Source organism: Pseudomonas sp. Emmai (assembly GCF_055179735.1).
Window position 1 is genome coordinate 6,099,639 of sequence record NZ_CM143685.1, and the last position, 16,704, is coordinate 6,116,342.

Consider the following 16,704-nt stretch of genomic DNA (forward strand, 5'->3'; position numbering starts at 1 on the left):
TTTAAGCCTGTTCCAACGAGGTTTCAACACGGGTGGCGCCAGCCGGGATTTTCCCTGCTGCTACCAGACGCTTGTGCTGCTCGGCTTCGATGCGCTCGATCACGTCGACCGGCACCATATAGCCCTGGTCATCACGGGCAGCATGGATTACGAAGTAGATCACGGTACCGGCGAGGCCGAAGATGGCCATCCACCAGATGTGCCAGATCATCGCGAAACCGAACACGGTCAACAGAGCACCCATGACCAGGCCGGTCGCGGTGTTGTTTGGCATGTGGATCGGCTCGTACTTGGCCGGAGCCTGGTACGCAGTACCGTTTTCCTTGGCTTCAGTGAACGGGTCGATGCCAGGAGCCTTCGGCAGTACGGCGAAGTTGTAGAACGGCGGTGGCGACGAGGTCGACCATTCCAGGGTATGGGCATTCCACGGGTCGCCGTGTTCGCACATGTTCTCTGGCTTCTTGCGGTCACGCACACTGACGTACAGCTGGATCAACTGGCAGGCAATACCGACGGCGATCATGACCGCGCCGAACATTGCAACGTGCAGGTAAGGCACCCACTCAGGGTTGGTGGTGGCGTTCAGACGACGGGTCATGCCCATGAAGCCCAGTGCATAGAGCGGCATGAACGCGACGAAGAAGCCCGAGATCCAGAACCAGAACGCTGCCTTGCCCCAACCTTCGTGCAGCTTGAAGCCGAACGCTTTAGGGAAGAAGAAAGCGAAACCAGCGATGTAGCCAAATACTGCGCCGCCGATGATCACGTTGTGGAAGTGAGCGATCACGAACAGGCTGTTGTGCAACACGAAGTCAGCACCCGGGATGGCCAGCAGTACGCCGGTCATGCCGCCGATGGCGAAGGTCACCATGAAGCCCAGGGTCCAGAGCACCTGGCTGGTGAACTGCAAGCGACCGCGATAGATGGTGAACAGCCAGTTGAATAGCTTCACCCCCGTCGGAATCGAGATCAGCATCGTCGCCAGCCCGAAGAAGGCGTTGACGCTCGCACCCGAGCCCATGGTGAAGAAGTGGTGCAGCCAGACCATGAAGCCCAGGATCGAGATCGCGCCCGAGGCGTAGATCATCGAGTGGTGGCCGAACAGACGCTTGCCGGAGAAGGTCGAGATGACTTCGGAGAAGACCCCGAACGCCGGCAGAATCAGGATGTAAACCTCGGGGTGACCCCAGGCCCAGAACAGGTTGACGTACATCATTGGATTGCCACCAAGTTCATTGGTGAAAATGTGGAAATCCATGTAACGGTCAAGCGTCAGCAAAGCCAGGGTAGCGGTCAGAATCGGGAACGACGCCACGATCAGCACGTTGGCCCAGGTGCAGGTCCAGGTGAAGATCGGCATGTCCATCATCTTCATGCCCGGGGTACGCATTTTCAGCACGGTGGCCAGGAAGTTAACCCCGGTCAGCGTCGTACCTAGACCCGATAGCTGCAGTGCCCAGATGTAGTAGTCCACACCCACGCCCGGGCTGTAGCCCAGTTCCGACAGCGGTGGATACGCAACCCAACCGGTACGGGCGAACTCGCCGACACCCAGGGACACGTTCACCAGCACGACGCCGGAGACCAGCAGCCAGAAGCTCAGGGAGTTCAGGAACGGGTAGGCAACGTCACGGGCGCCGATCTGCAGCGGCACTGCAAGGTTCATCAGGCCGGTGAAGAATGGCATCGCCATGAAGATGATCATGATCACACCGTGAGCGGTGAAGATCTGGTCATAGTGTTCAGGCGGCAGGTAGCCAGGCGAACCCTCGGTGGCCATGGCCAACTGGGAACGCATCATGATGGCGTCGGCAAAACCGCGCAGCAGCATGATCATGGCGACGATGATGTACATCACGCCGATTTTCTTGTGGTCGACCGACGTCAGCCACTCGGTCCACAGGTAGGTCCACTTCTTGAAGTAGGTGATCAACCCGAACACAGCCAGACCACCGAGCGCGATCATGGCGATGGTAATCATCACAATCGGTTCGTGGAACGGGACCGCTTCCCAACTTAATTTACCAAACATCGTTTACTCCTCTGCCCCGGCAGCTGAATGCGAACTCATGTCCATCCCTTCCATGGCGGCCATTTCGTGCTCTTTTTTCTCGTGATGCATTGGCTGGCCCGGTTTCATGCCTTCGTACTTGTCGACGATGATCTGGAACAGGTTTGGCGTGAACGAGGAGTAGAGCTCGACTGGGTTGTTCTGGCTTGGTTTGGAAAGGGCTTCGTATTCAGCTTTTTCCAGCTGTTTAGGTGCCTTCTTGACATCACTGACCCAGGCATCGAAATCCGCCTGGGAAGTGGCGATAGCTTTGAACTTCATGCCGGTGAAACCCGCGCCGCTGTAGTTGGCGGAGATACCGTCGAATTCAGCGTTCTGGTTGGCAATCAAGTGCAGCTTGGTTTCCATGCCCGCCATCGCGTAGATCTGGCCACCCAGGCCCGGGATGAAGAACGAGTTCATCACGGTGTCGGAGGTGATTTTGAAATTGATAGGCGTGTTGGCCGGGAACACCAGTTTGTTAACAGTGGCGATGCCTTGTTCCGGGTAGATGAACAGCCACTTCCAGTCCATGGAGACCACTTCAACGGTGATCGGCTTGACGTCGGATTCCAGCGGCTTGTACGGGTCCAGGGCGTGGGTCGAAATGTAGGTCACGTAACCCAGGGCAATGATGATCAGGACCGGAACAGCCCACACTGCGATTTCGATCTTGGTGGAGTGCGACCATTTAGGCGCGTACACCGCGTTCGGGTTGGAAGCGCGATATTTCCAGGCGAACAGGAACGTCATGACGATGACCGGCACAACGACCAACAGCATCAGCAGCGTTGCGGTGATGATCAGGTTTCGCTCATCCAGGCCGACCTGGCCCTTGGGGTCGAGCAAGGTCATGTTGCAGCCTGACAGCAACAACGTGCCGAGCAGCGGCAATAAGCCTAGTAGTCTGGGGTACCTGTTTTTACTCATCTCACGACCTCTAAAGCAGCTTGCGCAATGCAGTTGGGTTTTGATCGCCAACACTTCACCCTGCCAAGGGTTGGCATTTTTCTTGGATTGAATAAGGGCTGCCCGTCGCGCGTCAGACGCTGTTCGACAAATCCTGGGCTAGCGGTGAGTTCTTATTCGAATTCGTGGTCAAAGGCCTTGTTACAGACCAATTCCATTTGGTGCGGATAGTCGGAAAGGCACCGACACCTGGGAGTCGCATAAAGCCGTCAGGCCTTTCGACGCCCTATCTGCTCAGTCGAGAGCAGCGCCGGGAATTCAGTGCGGGCGATTGTAGATACGTCGCGACGCATAAACCATGTCTCATCCCGAAATAATTTTTATCCATTCCAGCAACAATCATTAACGGATTTTGCAAAAGTTCAGCATGGTATCGAAATTAATTCTCAACAAAAACACCAAAATTTGTGGGGCTACCACCCTCGGTTCAGACAGCCTTCATGGCGCCTTGCCATCCGCCACCCCCGGCAAAGCCCCGATAGGCAAGGGGTGTGGCGATTCACCAAGGCTTGTTAAAACTGCCTGTTACACCCTGAAGATGAACAATTGGGTAGCGTCGCCAATCGACTCAAATCGTTGCGTAGCTATGCACCGATTCCGCTCCTTGAAATGAGTTGCGACACTCCGGCTGTGACAACATGTCGCACACGTTGCGCACCCTTCGCTGTCGCACATCACGATCTGCTGACTCGCGCTCTGAAATGCAAAACGCCCCGGCCCTCTCAACGAGGACCGGGGCGTTTTTTGTTTGCTGCCGCGGGTTAGCGCAGCGCCTTGCGGTTACGCGAGACCAGCAGCGGCACCAGCACCACCACGAGTACAAACGACACCAGCGCCCACTGCGCCAGTGACAGGCCGAGGATCGGCGGGTACGGCGTGTCGCAGAAGCCGTCGACCTGGAAGCCCAGCGGAAAGATCTTCGCCAGTGGCAGGCCATCGACAATCGGTTGCAGCACGTCAACACCGCAGCTGACCGCCGGGTAGAACTGCGTATAGACGTGATGCCCGGCCGCCGCCACACCGCCGAGCGCGGCGATGACCACCAGCACCTCGAACACCGTGAGGCTGCGACGGGTGCGCATGGCCGCGCCGATAAAGGCAAAAATGGCGATCAGCAACAACGCATAACGCTGCAGGATGCACAGCGGGCACGGTGCTTCTTCCAGCACCACCTGCATGTACAGCGCGCCGCCGATCAGCGCCAGGCAGATGATGCCCAGCAACACCAGATATCGCCGCTCACGGCCCAATCGCATGGTTTCGTCACTCATCGCGTTTCCCTTCTAGATATCGATTGCCGGAAGTCTACACGCAGACCATGACCGTGGAGAGCCTGGCGCGCGCCGGTAGATGTCGGGGAATAGACGATAGGCTGGTTAAGGAGGGATTAACTTTGTAAACAGAAGGTGAGAATTCACCGTTCAAGACCGAGGTGTGGCTATCGCGGGCAAGCCTTGCTCCTACAGATTTATGGCGTGACGTCTGTAGGAGCAAGGCTTGCCCGCGATTGGAACGACGCGGCGAGACTGGCTCACCGCGCCCATTGCTTACTCCAAAGCAGAAGCTGGCCCGAAGAACTCATAACGACTCTGCTTCTCCGGCACACCCAACGCTTTCAAGTGACGCTTGATCGCCGCCATAAAGCCCTTCGGCCCCAGGAAGTAAGCATCCAGGTCGCGCTGCTGCGGCAACCACTCGCCCAACTGCTCCTGACTCAACAACCCAACCTTGTCCGCCGCCGGGCTCACGCCATCATCTTCGGCGTAGCAATAGAAGCGCTTGAGCTGCGGGTGACGCTCGGCCAAGCCATCGATCCAGTCACGGAACGCATGGACGCTGCCGTTACGCGCACAGTGGATAAAGTGCACCGGCCGCTCGGTGGCCAGCGCCGCTTCGAGCATGGCCAGGGTCGGGGTGATGCCGACGCCGCCGCTGATCAGCACCAAGGGTTTGTCGCTGGCGGTCAGGGTGAACTCGCCCGACGGCGGGAACAGTTGGATGCTCGCGCCGACATGCAGTTGATCGTGCAAATGGTTGGAGGCGCGGCCACCGGCTTCGCGCTTGACGCTGATGCGGTACTGGCCGTTGTCGGACAGGGACGACAGCGAGTAGTTACGGCGAATCTCTTCGCCATCGAGGATCAGCTTCATGCCGATGTACTGGCCCGGCTCGGCGGCGAGGATCGGGCCTTTGTCGGCAGGTTCGAAGTAGAACGAGATGATTTCCGCGCTTTCTTCAACCTTGGCCGCGACGATGAACTCCCGAGCCCCGCGCCAGCCGCCCGGTGCCTGCTCCTTCTGGTCGTAGATGCTGGTTTCGGCGCCGATCAGGATGTCGGCCAATTGGTTGTAGGCTGCGCCCCAGGCGCCGATCACTTCCGGGGTGGCGATCTCTTCGCCCAGCACTTCGGCGATGGCGCGCAGCAAGCAGGTGCCGACAATCGGGTAATGTGCCGGCAGGATTTGCAGGGCCACGTGCTTATTAATGATCTTGGCCACCAGGTCGCCCAACTGGTCGAGCTGATCGATATGCCGCGCATACATCAAGACGCCGTTGGCCAGGGCGCGGGGCTGATCGCCGCTGGCCTGATGGGCCTGGTTGAACAACGGGCGGACTTCCGGGTATTCGGAGAGCATCATGCGATAGAAGTGAGTGATCAGCGCTTCGCCACCGCTTTCCAGCAGCGGCACGGTGGATTTGACGATGGCACGGTCTTGAACGCTAAGCATTAGGACAACTCCTGAACTTCGATGTGAATGCCTTAGGCTTATCAGTTTCCATGCCAACAATTAAAACCCTATAAATCAACGACTTAAATACAACGTAGTCATATCGACACAGACTGCCTTATAGTCATCGCGACTACACGGAGTCACTATGACTGCAAAATCCCTGCTCACCGCCCTGCTCCCCCTGGTCTCCGACCTGTCCCGCGAACTGCCCGAAGGCGAGCGCTATCGGCGGTTGCTTGAAGCCATGCGCGCCCTGCTGCCCTGCGATGCCGCCGCCCTGCTGCGCCTCGACGGCGAATGGCTAGTGCCGCTGGCTGTGGACGGTTTGAGCACCGACACCCTCGGCCGGCGCTTCAAAGTCAGCGAACACCCACGTTTCGAGGCGCTGCTCAGCAGCCCCGGCCCGACCCGCTTCGCCGCCGACAGCGACTTGCCGGATCCTTATGACGGCTTGGTCGATGGCCTCGACGAGCACCTGGAAGTCCATGACTGTATGGGCTGCCCACTGTTTATCGATGAACGCCCGTGGGGCCTGCTGACCCTCGATGCCCTGGACCCGGAACGTTTCGAACCGATCGAACTCGATGCCCTGCAAGCCTTCGCCAGCCTAGCCGCCGCCACCGTCAACGCCGCCGAACGCATCCAGCGCCTGGCCAATCGCGCCGAAGACGAACACCAGCGCGCCGAGGTTTACCGTCAGGCCAGCGGCCAGCAGAACCGCGAGATGATCGGCCAGAGCAAGGCCCATAAACGTTTGGTGGAAGAGATCAGCCTGGTGGGCGGCAGCGACCTGACCGTGCTGATCACCGGGGAAACCGGGGTCGGCAAGGAACTCGTGGCCCAGGCGATCCATGCCGCGTCCTCCCGCGCCGACAAACCGATCATCAGCCTCAACTGCGCCGCCCTGCCGGACACCTTGGTGGAGAGCGAATTGTTCGGCCATGTACGTGGCGCCTTCACCGGGGCAACCAGCGACCGTCGCGGCAAGTTCGAACTGGCCAATGGCGGCACGCTGTTTCTCGATGAGGTCGGCGAACTGTCCCTGACCGTGCAGGCCAAGTTGCTGCGGGTGCTACAAAGCGGCCAGTTGCAGCGTTTGGGCTCGGATAAAGAGCATCAAGTGGACGTGCGGCTGATCGCGGCGACCAACCGTGACCTGGCCGAAGAGGTCCGCAGCGGCCGCTACCGCGCCGACTTCTATCATCGCCTGAGCGTTTATCCATTGCTGGTCCCGGCGCTGCGGGATCGCGGGCGCGATGTGTTGCTGCTCAGCGGCTTCTTCCTGGAACAGAACCGTTCGCGCATGGGCCTTAATAGCCTGCGCCTGAACAGCGATGCCCAGGCGGCGCTGCTCGCGTATCAGTGGCCGGGGAACGTGCGGGAACTGGAACACTTGATTGGCCGCAGCGCATTGAAGGCGCTGGGCAACTGCAAGGAACGGCCGAAGATTCTCAGCTTGAGCGCCGCGGACCTGGATTTGCCCCATGGCAGTGTTGAAGCGCCCGCGGAACAACCGGCTGTCGCCCCTGTGGCTTTAGTCTCGGGTGACTTGCGAGTCGCGACCGAGGATTATCAGCGGCAACTGATCAACGCCTGTCTGGAACGCCACCACAACAACTGGGCAAGCGCGGCCCGTGAGCTAGGCTTGGATCGGGCGAATCTGGGGCGGATGGCCAAGCGGTTGGGGATGAAATAACCCCACTCTTGAGTTCAGAGAAATCCTGTGGCGAGGGGGCTTGCCCCCGTTGGAGTGCGAAGCGCTCCCCCGCTTTACAGAGAGAACTTCACCGTTTTTTTAAGACCGCTTCGCGGCCGAACGGGGGCAAGCCCCCTCGCCACCAGCAAGCGCCCTCGCCACAGGGGTTCGCCGTTTGGCCGGTGGTGGGGATTTAACCTAAAGCCTGCCCCCAACAAGTCGATAACCCGGCATCAATAGTTTTTGGCGACTCTTCACTCGCCCATCACCTTTCGCCAAAGAAGGTTTTTTATGTCCACCACCAAAGCCCGCGCAGATTCACTTTCGCTTCTTCTGTTTACCTTGCGCAGCGGCAAGCTGATGGCGATCAACCTGCTGAAAGTCAGTGAAATCATCCCCTGCCCGCCGCTGACCAAGCTGCCGGAGTCGCATCCCCACGTCAAAGGCATCGCCACCCTGCGCGGCGCCTCGTTGTCGGTGATCGACCTGAGCCGTGCCATCGGCGAGCGGCCGCTGGAAGATCCCAACGGTGGCTGCCTGATCGTCACCGACGTCAGCCGCTCCAAGCAGGGCCTGCACGTGCAGGCCGTGAGCAAGATTGTTCATTGCCTGACCACCGACATCCGTCCACCGCCCTTCGGTTCCGGCGGCGTGCGCTCGTACATCACCGGCGTGACGTCGGTCGACGGCGTGCTGGTGCAGGTGCTGGACATCGAGAAAGTCATCCACGGTATCGCCCCGGCGCAGATTGAAATGGCCCCGACCGAACTGAGCATGGAAGACGCTGAAGTGCTGGGCAACGCTCGCATCCTGGTGGTCGATGACAGCCAGACCGCGTTGCAGCAATCGGTACACACCTTGCGCAACCTCGGCCTGCAATGCCACACCGCCCGCAGCGCCAAGGAAGCCATCGATTGCCTGCTGGACCTGCAAGGCACCGCGCAGCAGATCAACCTGATCGTCTCGGACATCGAAATGTCGGAGATGGACGGCTACGCCTTCACCCGCACCCTGCGCGAAACCCCGGACTTCTCGCACCTCTACGTGCTGCTGCACACCTCGCTGGACAGCGCGATGAACAGCGAAAAAGCACGTCTGGCCGGGGCCAACGGGGTACTGACCAAGTTCTCCTCGCCGGAATTGACCAAGTGCCTGATCGAAGCCGCCAAGGCTGTCGCCGAACAGGGTTACTGAGATTGGCCGAGGACTTTTGCTTTCTGATGCGGCGCAACCTTACGCAGGCGGTGCCAGACATCGCCTGGCCCACCGGTATTGAGCTGACTCAATACCGCCCCGAACTCGCCGCAGCCGTACATCACTTGATGGAACTGGGTTATCGCGAAGGCGGCGGCCGCGTGCCGACGCTGGAGGTCTGGCAACAGCGCTTTGAAACCGATCCCGAATACGATCCGAGCCTGTGCTTTATCGCGCTGGATGGCGAAGGGATTGTTGGCGTGTGCCAATGCTGGACCAGCGCCTACATCAAGAATCTGGTGGTGCACCCACGCGCCCAAGGCCTCGGACTGGGCCGCGCCTTGCTGCTAAATGCTTTCAAGGCGTTTCAGCAGCGCCGCGAAGGATTTGTCGATCTGAAAGTGCTGGAAGACAACCGGCGGGCGCAGCGGTTGTATGAAAGTGCCGGAATGCGGGTGGTTCGGCGGGAGCCGGTGCCGGTTTGATACATCACCTTCGCGCGCAATCAGAAGATCGATCCCGGCAGGAGCGAGGCTTGCCCGCGAAGAGGCCCGCACAAACACCCCACAACCATCAGGCATACTCCAACCTTGGCCAACACACCCAAGGATGCCTAACCCATGAAAACCACCACCCTGATCTTCCTCAGCCTTACCGCCCTCACCACCCAGGTTCACGCCTCCAGCCCCGACGCCTGGGCCGCCTATGACAAAGCCGTACTCGCCAGTTGCACCAAGGCCAGCGGCCTGAAGGACGCCAAACCCGTCGGCACCGCCGCACAATTTGACGACCGCGTGGGTTACACCGCCCTCCTGCTGCAAGGCCAATACCCGCAAAAGCACATGAAGGGCCAACAAGGCACCGAGCTGTGCCTCTACAACAAACAAAGCAAAACCGCCTACGTGACCGAGTGGGACTCCATCCGTCCGCCCGCCAAAAAGCCGTGAATGGCGCATAACTTGCTTCGAGACACGCCTGTGCGGTGGATTTCCGTCGCGCTTTCATGACCTCACCGGCGACTGATCGACCCATGAATACGACGTTTTCCTGCGTAGGCTGCGGCAAATGCTGCAACGATCACCACGTCCCCCTGACCCTGGCGGAAGCCCGCATGTGGGCGAACGATGGCGGTCAGGTGATCGTGCTGGTGGAAGGTTTCCTGGGCAATGGCCTGGGCCTGCCGTTGCAGCAACGCGAACATGCCGAACGCCGGTCGGTGAGGGTTCGAAGCGGCGCCAGCGATGTCTACGTGGCCATCACCTTCGCCGCCTACAACGTCGGGCCCTGCCGGAATCTTGACGAAGACAACCTCTGCCGCATCTACGAACGCCGGCCGCTGGTGTGCCGCATCTATCCGATGGAAATCAATCCGCACATCCCGCTGAACCCGGCGGTGAAAGACTGCCCGCCCGAGTCGTGGGAACAGGGTCCGGACTTGATTGTGGGTGGGAAATTGGTGGATCAGGAACTGGTGGCGTTGATCCAGCGCTCGCGCCAGTCAGATCGCGACGATGTTCAGGCCAAGGATGCGATCTGCCAGTTGTTGGGAATCCGCATCACAGCGCTGAAAGGTGATGGGTTTACCGCTTATCTGCCGCAGATGGACGCTTTTGCCTCAGTCATCGATCAGGTTGTGGCGCAGCCACTGGCCGCACCCGACAGTGAATGGCTGTTTCATGTCTCGGGCGAGGACATTGCCGGGCAAGTGTTGGCGGCCGGGGCTGACGTAGCGATTGAAGCACCGCTCAACTATGCGTTTATCTCGTTGCGGGCGGCTTGAGCCCGGACCGTTGGTATCTGTCGGGCCTTATCGCGAGCAAGCTTTGCTCCTACAGGTTGATGACACCTCTGTAGGAGCAAAGCTTGCTCGCGATGACGCCAGACCAGCCCCCGCCATCCCTCAGCGGGCGGCGACCGCCAGGCATTCAACTTCAACCCGCGCATCCAGCACCAACGCCTTGGCGGCGAATGTCGTGCGGGCCGGCAAACGATCTGCCGGGAAATAGCGCTGGTATACCTCGTTCATTGCCCTGAAATCCTTGATGTCGTTAAGGATGACTGTGCATTTGGCGACATGTGCCAGGGACGAACCGCTGCGTTGCAGTGCGCTGCGCAGGTTCTCCATGGTCTGGGTCATCTGCGGGACGATGCCGCCCTTCACCAGTTCGCCATCCGCCCCGATACCAAGTACCCCTGACAGATAAACAGTCTCACCAACCTGAACGGCATCGGAGAATGGCAGGCCTTCGTCGTTCGGCAAGTAGCTGGGCGAATCCGCCGTCGCCGACGGCAGGTAGCGTTGGGTAATCGCCTGATACTGGCCGTTTTGCTTGAGACGCTCGAGTGCCGCGTTCAGGTTGTCGCGCAAGACGCTATCGCTTTTGCGCAGGGCCATCGCCACGCCACTGCCCAGCATCGGGTCCTTGAGGGCGGCCCCGGCGAAGGCGAAATCCCGGCCTTGTGGATGGTTCAGCAAGGCATGGGTGATTTCGATGGCGTCTTGCAGGGTGGCGTCGATTTCCCCGGCCTGCAGGGCGGCAATCAGTTGATCGTTGAATTGGAAACTGCGCACCGTCACGCCCGTGTCAGCCCAGCGCGCCTTGGCGAACGCCTCGCGGCTGGTGCCTGCCAGGACGCCGACACGCTTGCCCTTGAGCGAGGCTGCCGTCGGTTGCAGGCCTGAACCCTCACGCGCGACCAGTCGACTGCTCAACGGGTAAAGGTTGTCGGTGAAATCGATCCGCTCACGACGCGCCGGGGTGGCGGTCATCGGCATGATCACGTCGAAACGATTGGCTTCGAGGGCTTCGATGTTGGTGGCGTAGTCCTGGTCGATCCAGACACAGCGGGATTGGAGCTCGGCACACAGCGCATTGCCCAACTCGATGTTCAGCCCGACCAGCTCACCGCTGTCGTTGCGGCTCTCGAATGGCGGGACCAGGGCTTCGACCCCGAAGCGGATCTGTGGCTCGACCACAGACGACACACAACCGCTGGTCAGAACCGCCAGCGACAGGACAGAGAGGATTTTCAGCAGGGGCATTTCGGTGGCCTTCGTCGAAGAATTCACGGACCTGAATCTTCGACGAGTGTCCACCGACTTTCCCAGAGGACGAATCGCTCATCCTTGTGGGAATTGTCTCGATGACGGGGAGACTTTTTTCCAGCCGAGCAGCGGCTGGCGGTCAGCGTTTACCCATCGAACGACGCGTACCCGGTGGCGCGGCGCCAGGGGTTTTGGTGTGGCCGTTTTTGGCGCCGTTCTTGTACCACGGCTGGCTGGCGTTCTTGGCGGCGGCCAGTTCGCCCGGTTTGAACGGAAACTTGAACGCCGGGATCGCGGCTTTGGTTTCGCTGTCTGCGCTGGAGTCGACGCTGTCTGGCAGGTCTGCCGGGTCGTCGCTCAAGGCGTCGGCGACCGGCGGTTGTGTCGGGGAAGTCATGAAAGCTCCGGGTGGTGCATAAAGAGTCGGGCCCGGTGGGTGGGCCGCGAAAGGCGCGAGTATAACTGGATGGAGCGCTGCAAGCTGCAAGCATCAAGCGGCATGTCGTCGGTCAGTGGGTTTTGGCGGTGTCACCGCTGACGCCTTCGCGGGCAAGCCTCGCTCCTACAGGGGAATGCATTCCAAATGTAGGAGCGAGGCTTGCCCGCGAACAACGATAACGCGGTCCATCTGCATGACTACGGAGCCCAAACTGACAGCCCCGTCAGTTAGCAGTCACCTTCCTGACCGGGTAACAGGACTATAAGGGGAGGTATAAAATCTGCCCCTATTCCCGTCCCTCTAGCCCGGCGCCTCACTCGCATGCGAATTCAGAAAAAAACCGCCTTGATCGCAGCCCCTCTGATTGTCCTGGCAGCGCTGGGCCTGTGGTACGCGACCAAACCGGCCACCGCCAAACTGGCGGCCCCGACGGCAATCCCGGTGCGGGTCGTGGCGGTGACGGCGAAAGACGTGCCGCGCTACGTCAGCGGCATCGGCTCGGTGCTGTCCTTGCACAGTGTGGTGGTGCGGCCGCAGATCGACGGCATTCTCACCAAGTTGCTGGTCAAGGAAGGTCAACTGGTCAAGGCCGGAGATTTGCTCGCGACCATCGACGACCGCTCGATCCGCGCCAGCCTGGACCAGGCCCGCGCCCAATTGGGTGAAAGCCAGGCGCAACTGCAAGTAGCCCAGGTCAACCTCAAGCGCTACAAACTGCTGAGTGTCGACGACGGCGTATCCAAGCAGACGTACGACCAGCAACAAGCCCTGGTCAACCAACTCAAAGCCACCGCCCAAGGCAATCAAGCCTCCATTGATGCCGCCCAAGTGCAGCTTTCCTACACCCAGATTCGCTCCCCGGTCACCGGTCGTGTCGGGATTCGTACGGTGGACGAAGGCAACTTCCTGCGCATGACCGACGCCCAAGGGCTGTTTACCGTGACGCAGATCGACCCGATTGCCGTGGAGTTTTCCCTGCCGCAGCAAATGCTGCCGACCCTGCAAGGCCTGATCGGCGACCCGCAACGCGCTCAGGTAAAGGCTTACATCGGCGCCGACACCGATGGCGAAACCGGCAACCTGCTGGGCGAAGGCCACCTGACCCTGATCGACAACCAGATCAACGCCAACACCGGGACCATCCGCGCCAAGGCTGAATTCAACAACCCCGGCCAGAAGCTCTGGCCCGGCCTGCTGGTCACGGTAAAGATTCAGACAGCATTGGATAAGGATGCGCTGGTGGTACCGCCAACGGTCGTACAACGCGGCCTCGATCAACATTTCGTGTATCGGGTCAAAGGCGACAAGGTCGAAACCGTACAGGTGCAGATGGTCTACCAAGGCAGCGGCCAGGACATCATCAGCGGCGTCAAACCCGGCGATGTGCTGGTCAGCGACGGCCAGTCGCGGCTCAAGCCCGGTTCGACGGTGCAGGTGCTGACCGACCCGCCGCAAGTGGTGCAAGCGGAGCCTAAACAATGAGAGGCCCGTCCGCGTGGTGCATCGATCACCCGGTCGCCACCATTCTGCTGACCTTTGCCTTGGTGCTGCTGGGCGTGATCGCCTTCCCGCTCCTGCCCATCGCGCCATTGCCGGAAGCCGAATTCCCGACCATTCAGGTCCACGCGCAACTGCCCGGCGCCAGCCCCGACACCATGGCCTCGTCCGTGGCCACGCCGCTGGAGGTGCAATTCAGCGCCATCCCCGGCATGACCCAAATGACGTCCAGCAGCGCCCTCGGCTCAAGCCTGCTGACCCTGCAATTCACCCTCGATAAAAGCATCGACACCGCCGCCCAGGAAGTCCAGGCCGCGATCAACACCGCCGCCGGCAAGTTGCCCAAGGACATGCCGACCCTGCCGACCTGGAAGAAGGTCAACCCGGCGGACAGCCCGGTGATGATCCTCAGTGTCAGCTCCACGCAAATGCCCGGCACCGAACTCAGCGACCTGGTGGAAACCCTGCTCTCGCGTCAGATCAGTCAGATCGACGGCGTAGGTCAAATCAACATCACCGGTCAGCAACGTCCAGCGATCCGCGTCCAGGCCTCGGCGGACAAACTGGCCGCCATAGGCCTGACCCTGGCCGATATTCGCCTCGCGATCCAGCAGACCAGCCTCAACCTGGCCAAAGGCGCGTTGTACGGGGAATCGAGCATTTCGACCCTGTCCACCAACGACCAGTTGTTCCACCCCGACGAATACAGCCAACTCATCGTGTCCTACAAGGACGGCGCGCCGGTTCACCTCAAAGATGTCGCCAAAGTCGTCAACGGTTCGGAAGATGCCTACGTTCAGGCCTGGGCCGGCGATCAACCCGGGGTGAACCTGGTGATCTCCCGGCAACCGGGGGCGAACATCGTCGAAACCGTGGATCGCATTCAAGCGGCCCTGCCGGGCCTGGAAGCGATGTTGCCGGCCTCGGTGCAGGTCAAGGTGTTGATCGACCGCACCCAGACCATTCGCGCGTCGTTGCACGAAGTGGAAATCACCCTGCTGATCGCGATCCTGCTGGTGGTAGCAGTGATGGCGCTGTTCCTGCGCCAGTGGTCGGCGACCATGATTGTGTCGGCGGTGCTTGGTGTGTCGCTGACCGCCAGTTTCGCCTTGATGTACATCATGGGCTTCAGCCTGAACAACCTGACCCTGGTGGCGATCGTGGTGGCCGTGGGGTTTGTGGTGGACGATGCGATTGTGGTGGTGGAGAACATCCACCGGCATCTGGAGGCCGGCGATGGCATGCGCGAGGCGGCGATCAAGGGCTCCGGCGAGATTGGTTTCACCGTGGTCTCGATCAGCTTCTCGCTGGTGGCGGCGTTTATTCCGCTGCTGTTCATGGGCGGCGTGGTCGGGCGGCTGTTTAAGGAATTCGCCCTGACCGCGACCTCGACCATCATGATTTCGGTGGTGGTGTCCCTGACCCTGGCCCCAACCCTGGCCGCGCTGTTCATGCGCGCCCCCGTGCATCACGCCCACAGCAAAAAGACCTTCGGTGATCGCTTGCTGGCCGGCTATGAAAAATACCTGCGCCGCGCCCTCGCCCATCAGAAAACCATGATCGGCGTGTTCTGCCTGTCGTTGTGCCTGGCCATCGCCGGTTACATCTTTATCCCCAAGGGCTTCTTCCCGATCCAGGACACGGGTTTCGTCCTCGGCACCACCGAAGCGGCTGCGGACATTTCCTACGGCGACATGGTGAAAAAACACCTGGCGATGGCGGAAATTGTCGCGGCAGACCCGGCGGTGCAGGCGTTTTCCCACTCGGTCGGCGTCTCGGGCAGCAACCAGACCATCGCCAACGGCCGGTTCTGGATCGCCCTGAAAAAACGCGGCGACCGCGATGTCAGCGCCAGCCAGTTCATCGACCGGATTCGCCCGCAACTGATGAAAGTCCCCGGCATCGTGCTGTATCTGCGCGCCGGCCAGGACATCAACCTCAGTTCCGGCCCGAGCCGCGCCCAGTACCAATACGTGCTCAAGAGCAACGACGGCCCGACGCTCAGCACCTGGACCCAGCGTCTGACGGACAAACTGCGGACCCTCCCGGCGTTCCGCGACATTTCCAACGACCTGCAACTGGGCGGCAGCATCACCCACATCAGCATCGACCGCAGCGCCGCCGCGCGTTTCGGCCTGACCGCCAGTGACGTCGACGAAGCGCTGTACGACGCCTTCGGCCAGCGCCAGATCAATGAGTTCCAGACCCAGATCAACCAGTACAACGTGATCCTGGAACTGGACACCAAGCAGCGCGGCAAGGCCGAGAGCCTGAACTACTTTTATCTGCGCTCGCCGTTGAGCGGCGAGATGGTGCCGTTGTCGGCCCTGGCGAAATTCGACGCGCCGACCATTGGCCCGTTGTCCATTGCCCACGACGGCATGTTCCCGGCGGCCAACCTCTCGTTCAACCTGGCGCCCGGCGTCGCATTGGGCGATGCGGTGATTCTGTTGAACCAGGCCAAGGCCGAAATCGGCATGCCGGCGGCCATCAGCGGCAATTTCCAGGGCGCGGCCCAGGCGTTCCAGAGTTCCCTGGCCAGCCAACCGTGGCTGATTCTCGCGGCGCTGGTGGCGGTGTACATCATTCTTGGCGTGCTCTATGAGAGCTTCGTCCATCCGCTGACCATCATCTCGACCCTGCCGTCAGCGGGGCTCGGCGCGGTGATCATGCTGTGGATCTGGGGCCAGGACTTTTCGATCATGGCGTTGATCGGCCTGGTGCTGCTGATCGGCATCGTGAAGAAAAACGGCATCCTGATGATCGACTTCGCCCTCGAAGCGCAGCGCAAGGGTGGTTTGCCACCGGAAGAGGCGATTTTCCAGGCCTGTATCACCCGGTTCCGCCCCATCATCATGACCACCCTCGCCGCCCTGCTCGGCGCCTTGCCACTGATGCTCGGCTACGGAACCGGCGCCGAACTGCGCCAGCCATTGGGGATTGCGGTGGTCGGCGGCCTACTGGTGAGCCAGGCGCTGACGCTGTTTACCACGCCGGTCATATACTTGTGGCTTGAGCGTCTTTTCCATAGACCCAAACCCGCGCCACTGCCGGCGCTGGCGACCACAGACTGAGGCGGGG

Annotated in this window: 13 protein-coding genes; 7 read left to right on the plus strand and 6 right to left on the minus strand. The window is 60.6% G+C overall.

Annotated features, from left to right (window positions below; genetic code table 11):
• Position 1: 1 nt before the first annotated feature.
• From cyoB to hmpA, 4 genes are all read right to left on the minus strand, one after another.
• Positions 2 to 2,032, minus strand: coding sequence for a cytochrome o ubiquinol oxidase subunit I (gene cyoB, locus ACY4LX_RS27955; protein ID WP_149658141.1), 2,031 nt, complete (start codon positions 2,030 to 2,032; stop codon positions 2 to 4).
• A gap of 3 nt (positions 2,033 to 2,035) precedes the next feature.
• Positions 2,036 to 2,980 (minus strand): ubiquinol oxidase subunit II, encoded by a 945-nt coding sequence (cyoA, locus tag ACY4LX_RS27960; protein WP_149658142.1) that lies wholly within the window; start codon positions 2,978 to 2,980, stop codon positions 2,036 to 2,038.
• A gap of 800 nt (positions 2,981 to 3,780) precedes the next feature.
• A complete protein-coding gene (locus tag ACY4LX_RS27965; protein ID WP_149658143.1) occupies positions 3,781 to 4,290 on the minus strand; it encodes a disulfide bond formation protein B in 510 nt (169 codons plus the stop codon).
• 276 nt (positions 4,291 to 4,566) lie between these two features.
• Positions 4,567 to 5,748, minus strand: a complete 1,182-nt coding sequence (gene hmpA / locus ACY4LX_RS27970) for an NO-inducible flavohemoprotein (RefSeq protein ID WP_463258430.1) — start codon at positions 5,746 to 5,748, stop codon at positions 4,567 to 4,569.
• Positions 5,749 to 5,896: 148 nt separating this feature from the next.
• Between hmpA and norR the strand changes: the two genes are divergently transcribed.
• The 5 genes from norR (at position 5,897) to ACY4LX_RS27995 (ending at position 10,421) form a co-directional block, all read left to right on the plus strand.
• A complete protein-coding gene (norR, locus tag ACY4LX_RS27975) occupies positions 5,897 to 7,447 on the plus strand; it encodes a nitric oxide reductase transcriptional regulator NorR (protein ID WP_149658145.1) in 1,551 nt (516 codons plus the stop codon).
• 291 nt (positions 7,448 to 7,738) lie between these two features.
• Positions 7,739 to 8,641, plus strand: coding sequence for a chemotaxis protein CheV (locus ACY4LX_RS27980; protein WP_133840532.1), 903 nt, complete (start codon positions 7,739 to 7,741; stop codon positions 8,639 to 8,641).
• A 26-nt stretch (positions 8,642 to 8,667) separates the two neighbouring features.
• Positions 8,668 to 9,126, plus strand: a complete 459-nt coding sequence (locus ACY4LX_RS27985) for a GNAT family N-acetyltransferase (RefSeq protein WP_149658146.1) — start codon at positions 8,668 to 8,670, stop codon at positions 9,124 to 9,126.
• A 135-nt stretch (positions 9,127 to 9,261) separates the two neighbouring features.
• Positions 9,262 to 9,588 carry a hypothetical protein gene (locus ACY4LX_RS27990; RefSeq protein ID WP_463258431.1) on the plus strand — a complete coding sequence of 109 codons (327 nt, stop codon included), beginning with the start codon at positions 9,262 to 9,264 and terminating at the stop codon, positions 9,586 to 9,588.
• Positions 9,589 to 9,671: 83 nt separating this feature from the next.
• Entirely contained in the window at positions 9,672 to 10,421 is a 750-nt protein-coding gene (locus ACY4LX_RS27995; RefSeq protein WP_463258432.1) for a YkgJ family cysteine cluster protein, read from the plus strand.
• 120 nt (positions 10,422 to 10,541) lie between these two features.
• Here ACY4LX_RS27995 and ACY4LX_RS28000 read toward each other — a convergent pair whose 3' ends face one another.
• Positions 10,542 to 11,684 carry a transporter substrate-binding domain-containing protein gene (locus ACY4LX_RS28000; protein ID WP_463260650.1) on the minus strand — a complete coding sequence of 381 codons (1,143 nt, stop codon included), beginning with the start codon at positions 11,682 to 11,684 and terminating at the stop codon, positions 10,542 to 10,544.
• Between the two features lie 142 nt (positions 11,685 to 11,826).
• Positions 11,827 to 12,084 (minus strand): hypothetical protein, encoded by a 258-nt coding sequence (locus tag ACY4LX_RS28005; RefSeq protein WP_123410172.1) that lies wholly within the window; start codon positions 12,082 to 12,084, stop codon positions 11,827 to 11,829.
• Between the two features lie 363 nt (positions 12,085 to 12,447).
• Between ACY4LX_RS28005 and ACY4LX_RS28010 the strand changes: the two genes are divergently transcribed.
• Together ACY4LX_RS28010 and ACY4LX_RS28015 are read left to right on the plus strand one after the other, a co-directional pair.
• Entirely contained in the window at positions 12,448 to 13,608 is a 1,161-nt protein-coding gene (locus ACY4LX_RS28010) for an efflux RND transporter periplasmic adaptor subunit (RefSeq protein WP_463258433.1), read from the plus strand.
• A complete protein-coding gene (locus ACY4LX_RS28015) occupies positions 13,605 to 16,697 on the plus strand; it encodes a multidrug efflux RND transporter permease subunit (protein ID WP_463258434.1) in 3,093 nt (1,030 codons plus the stop codon). Before ACY4LX_RS28010 ends, ACY4LX_RS28015 begins: the two co-directional genes overlap by 4 nt.
• The last annotated feature ends 7 nt before the right edge of the window (positions 16,698 to 16,704 follow it).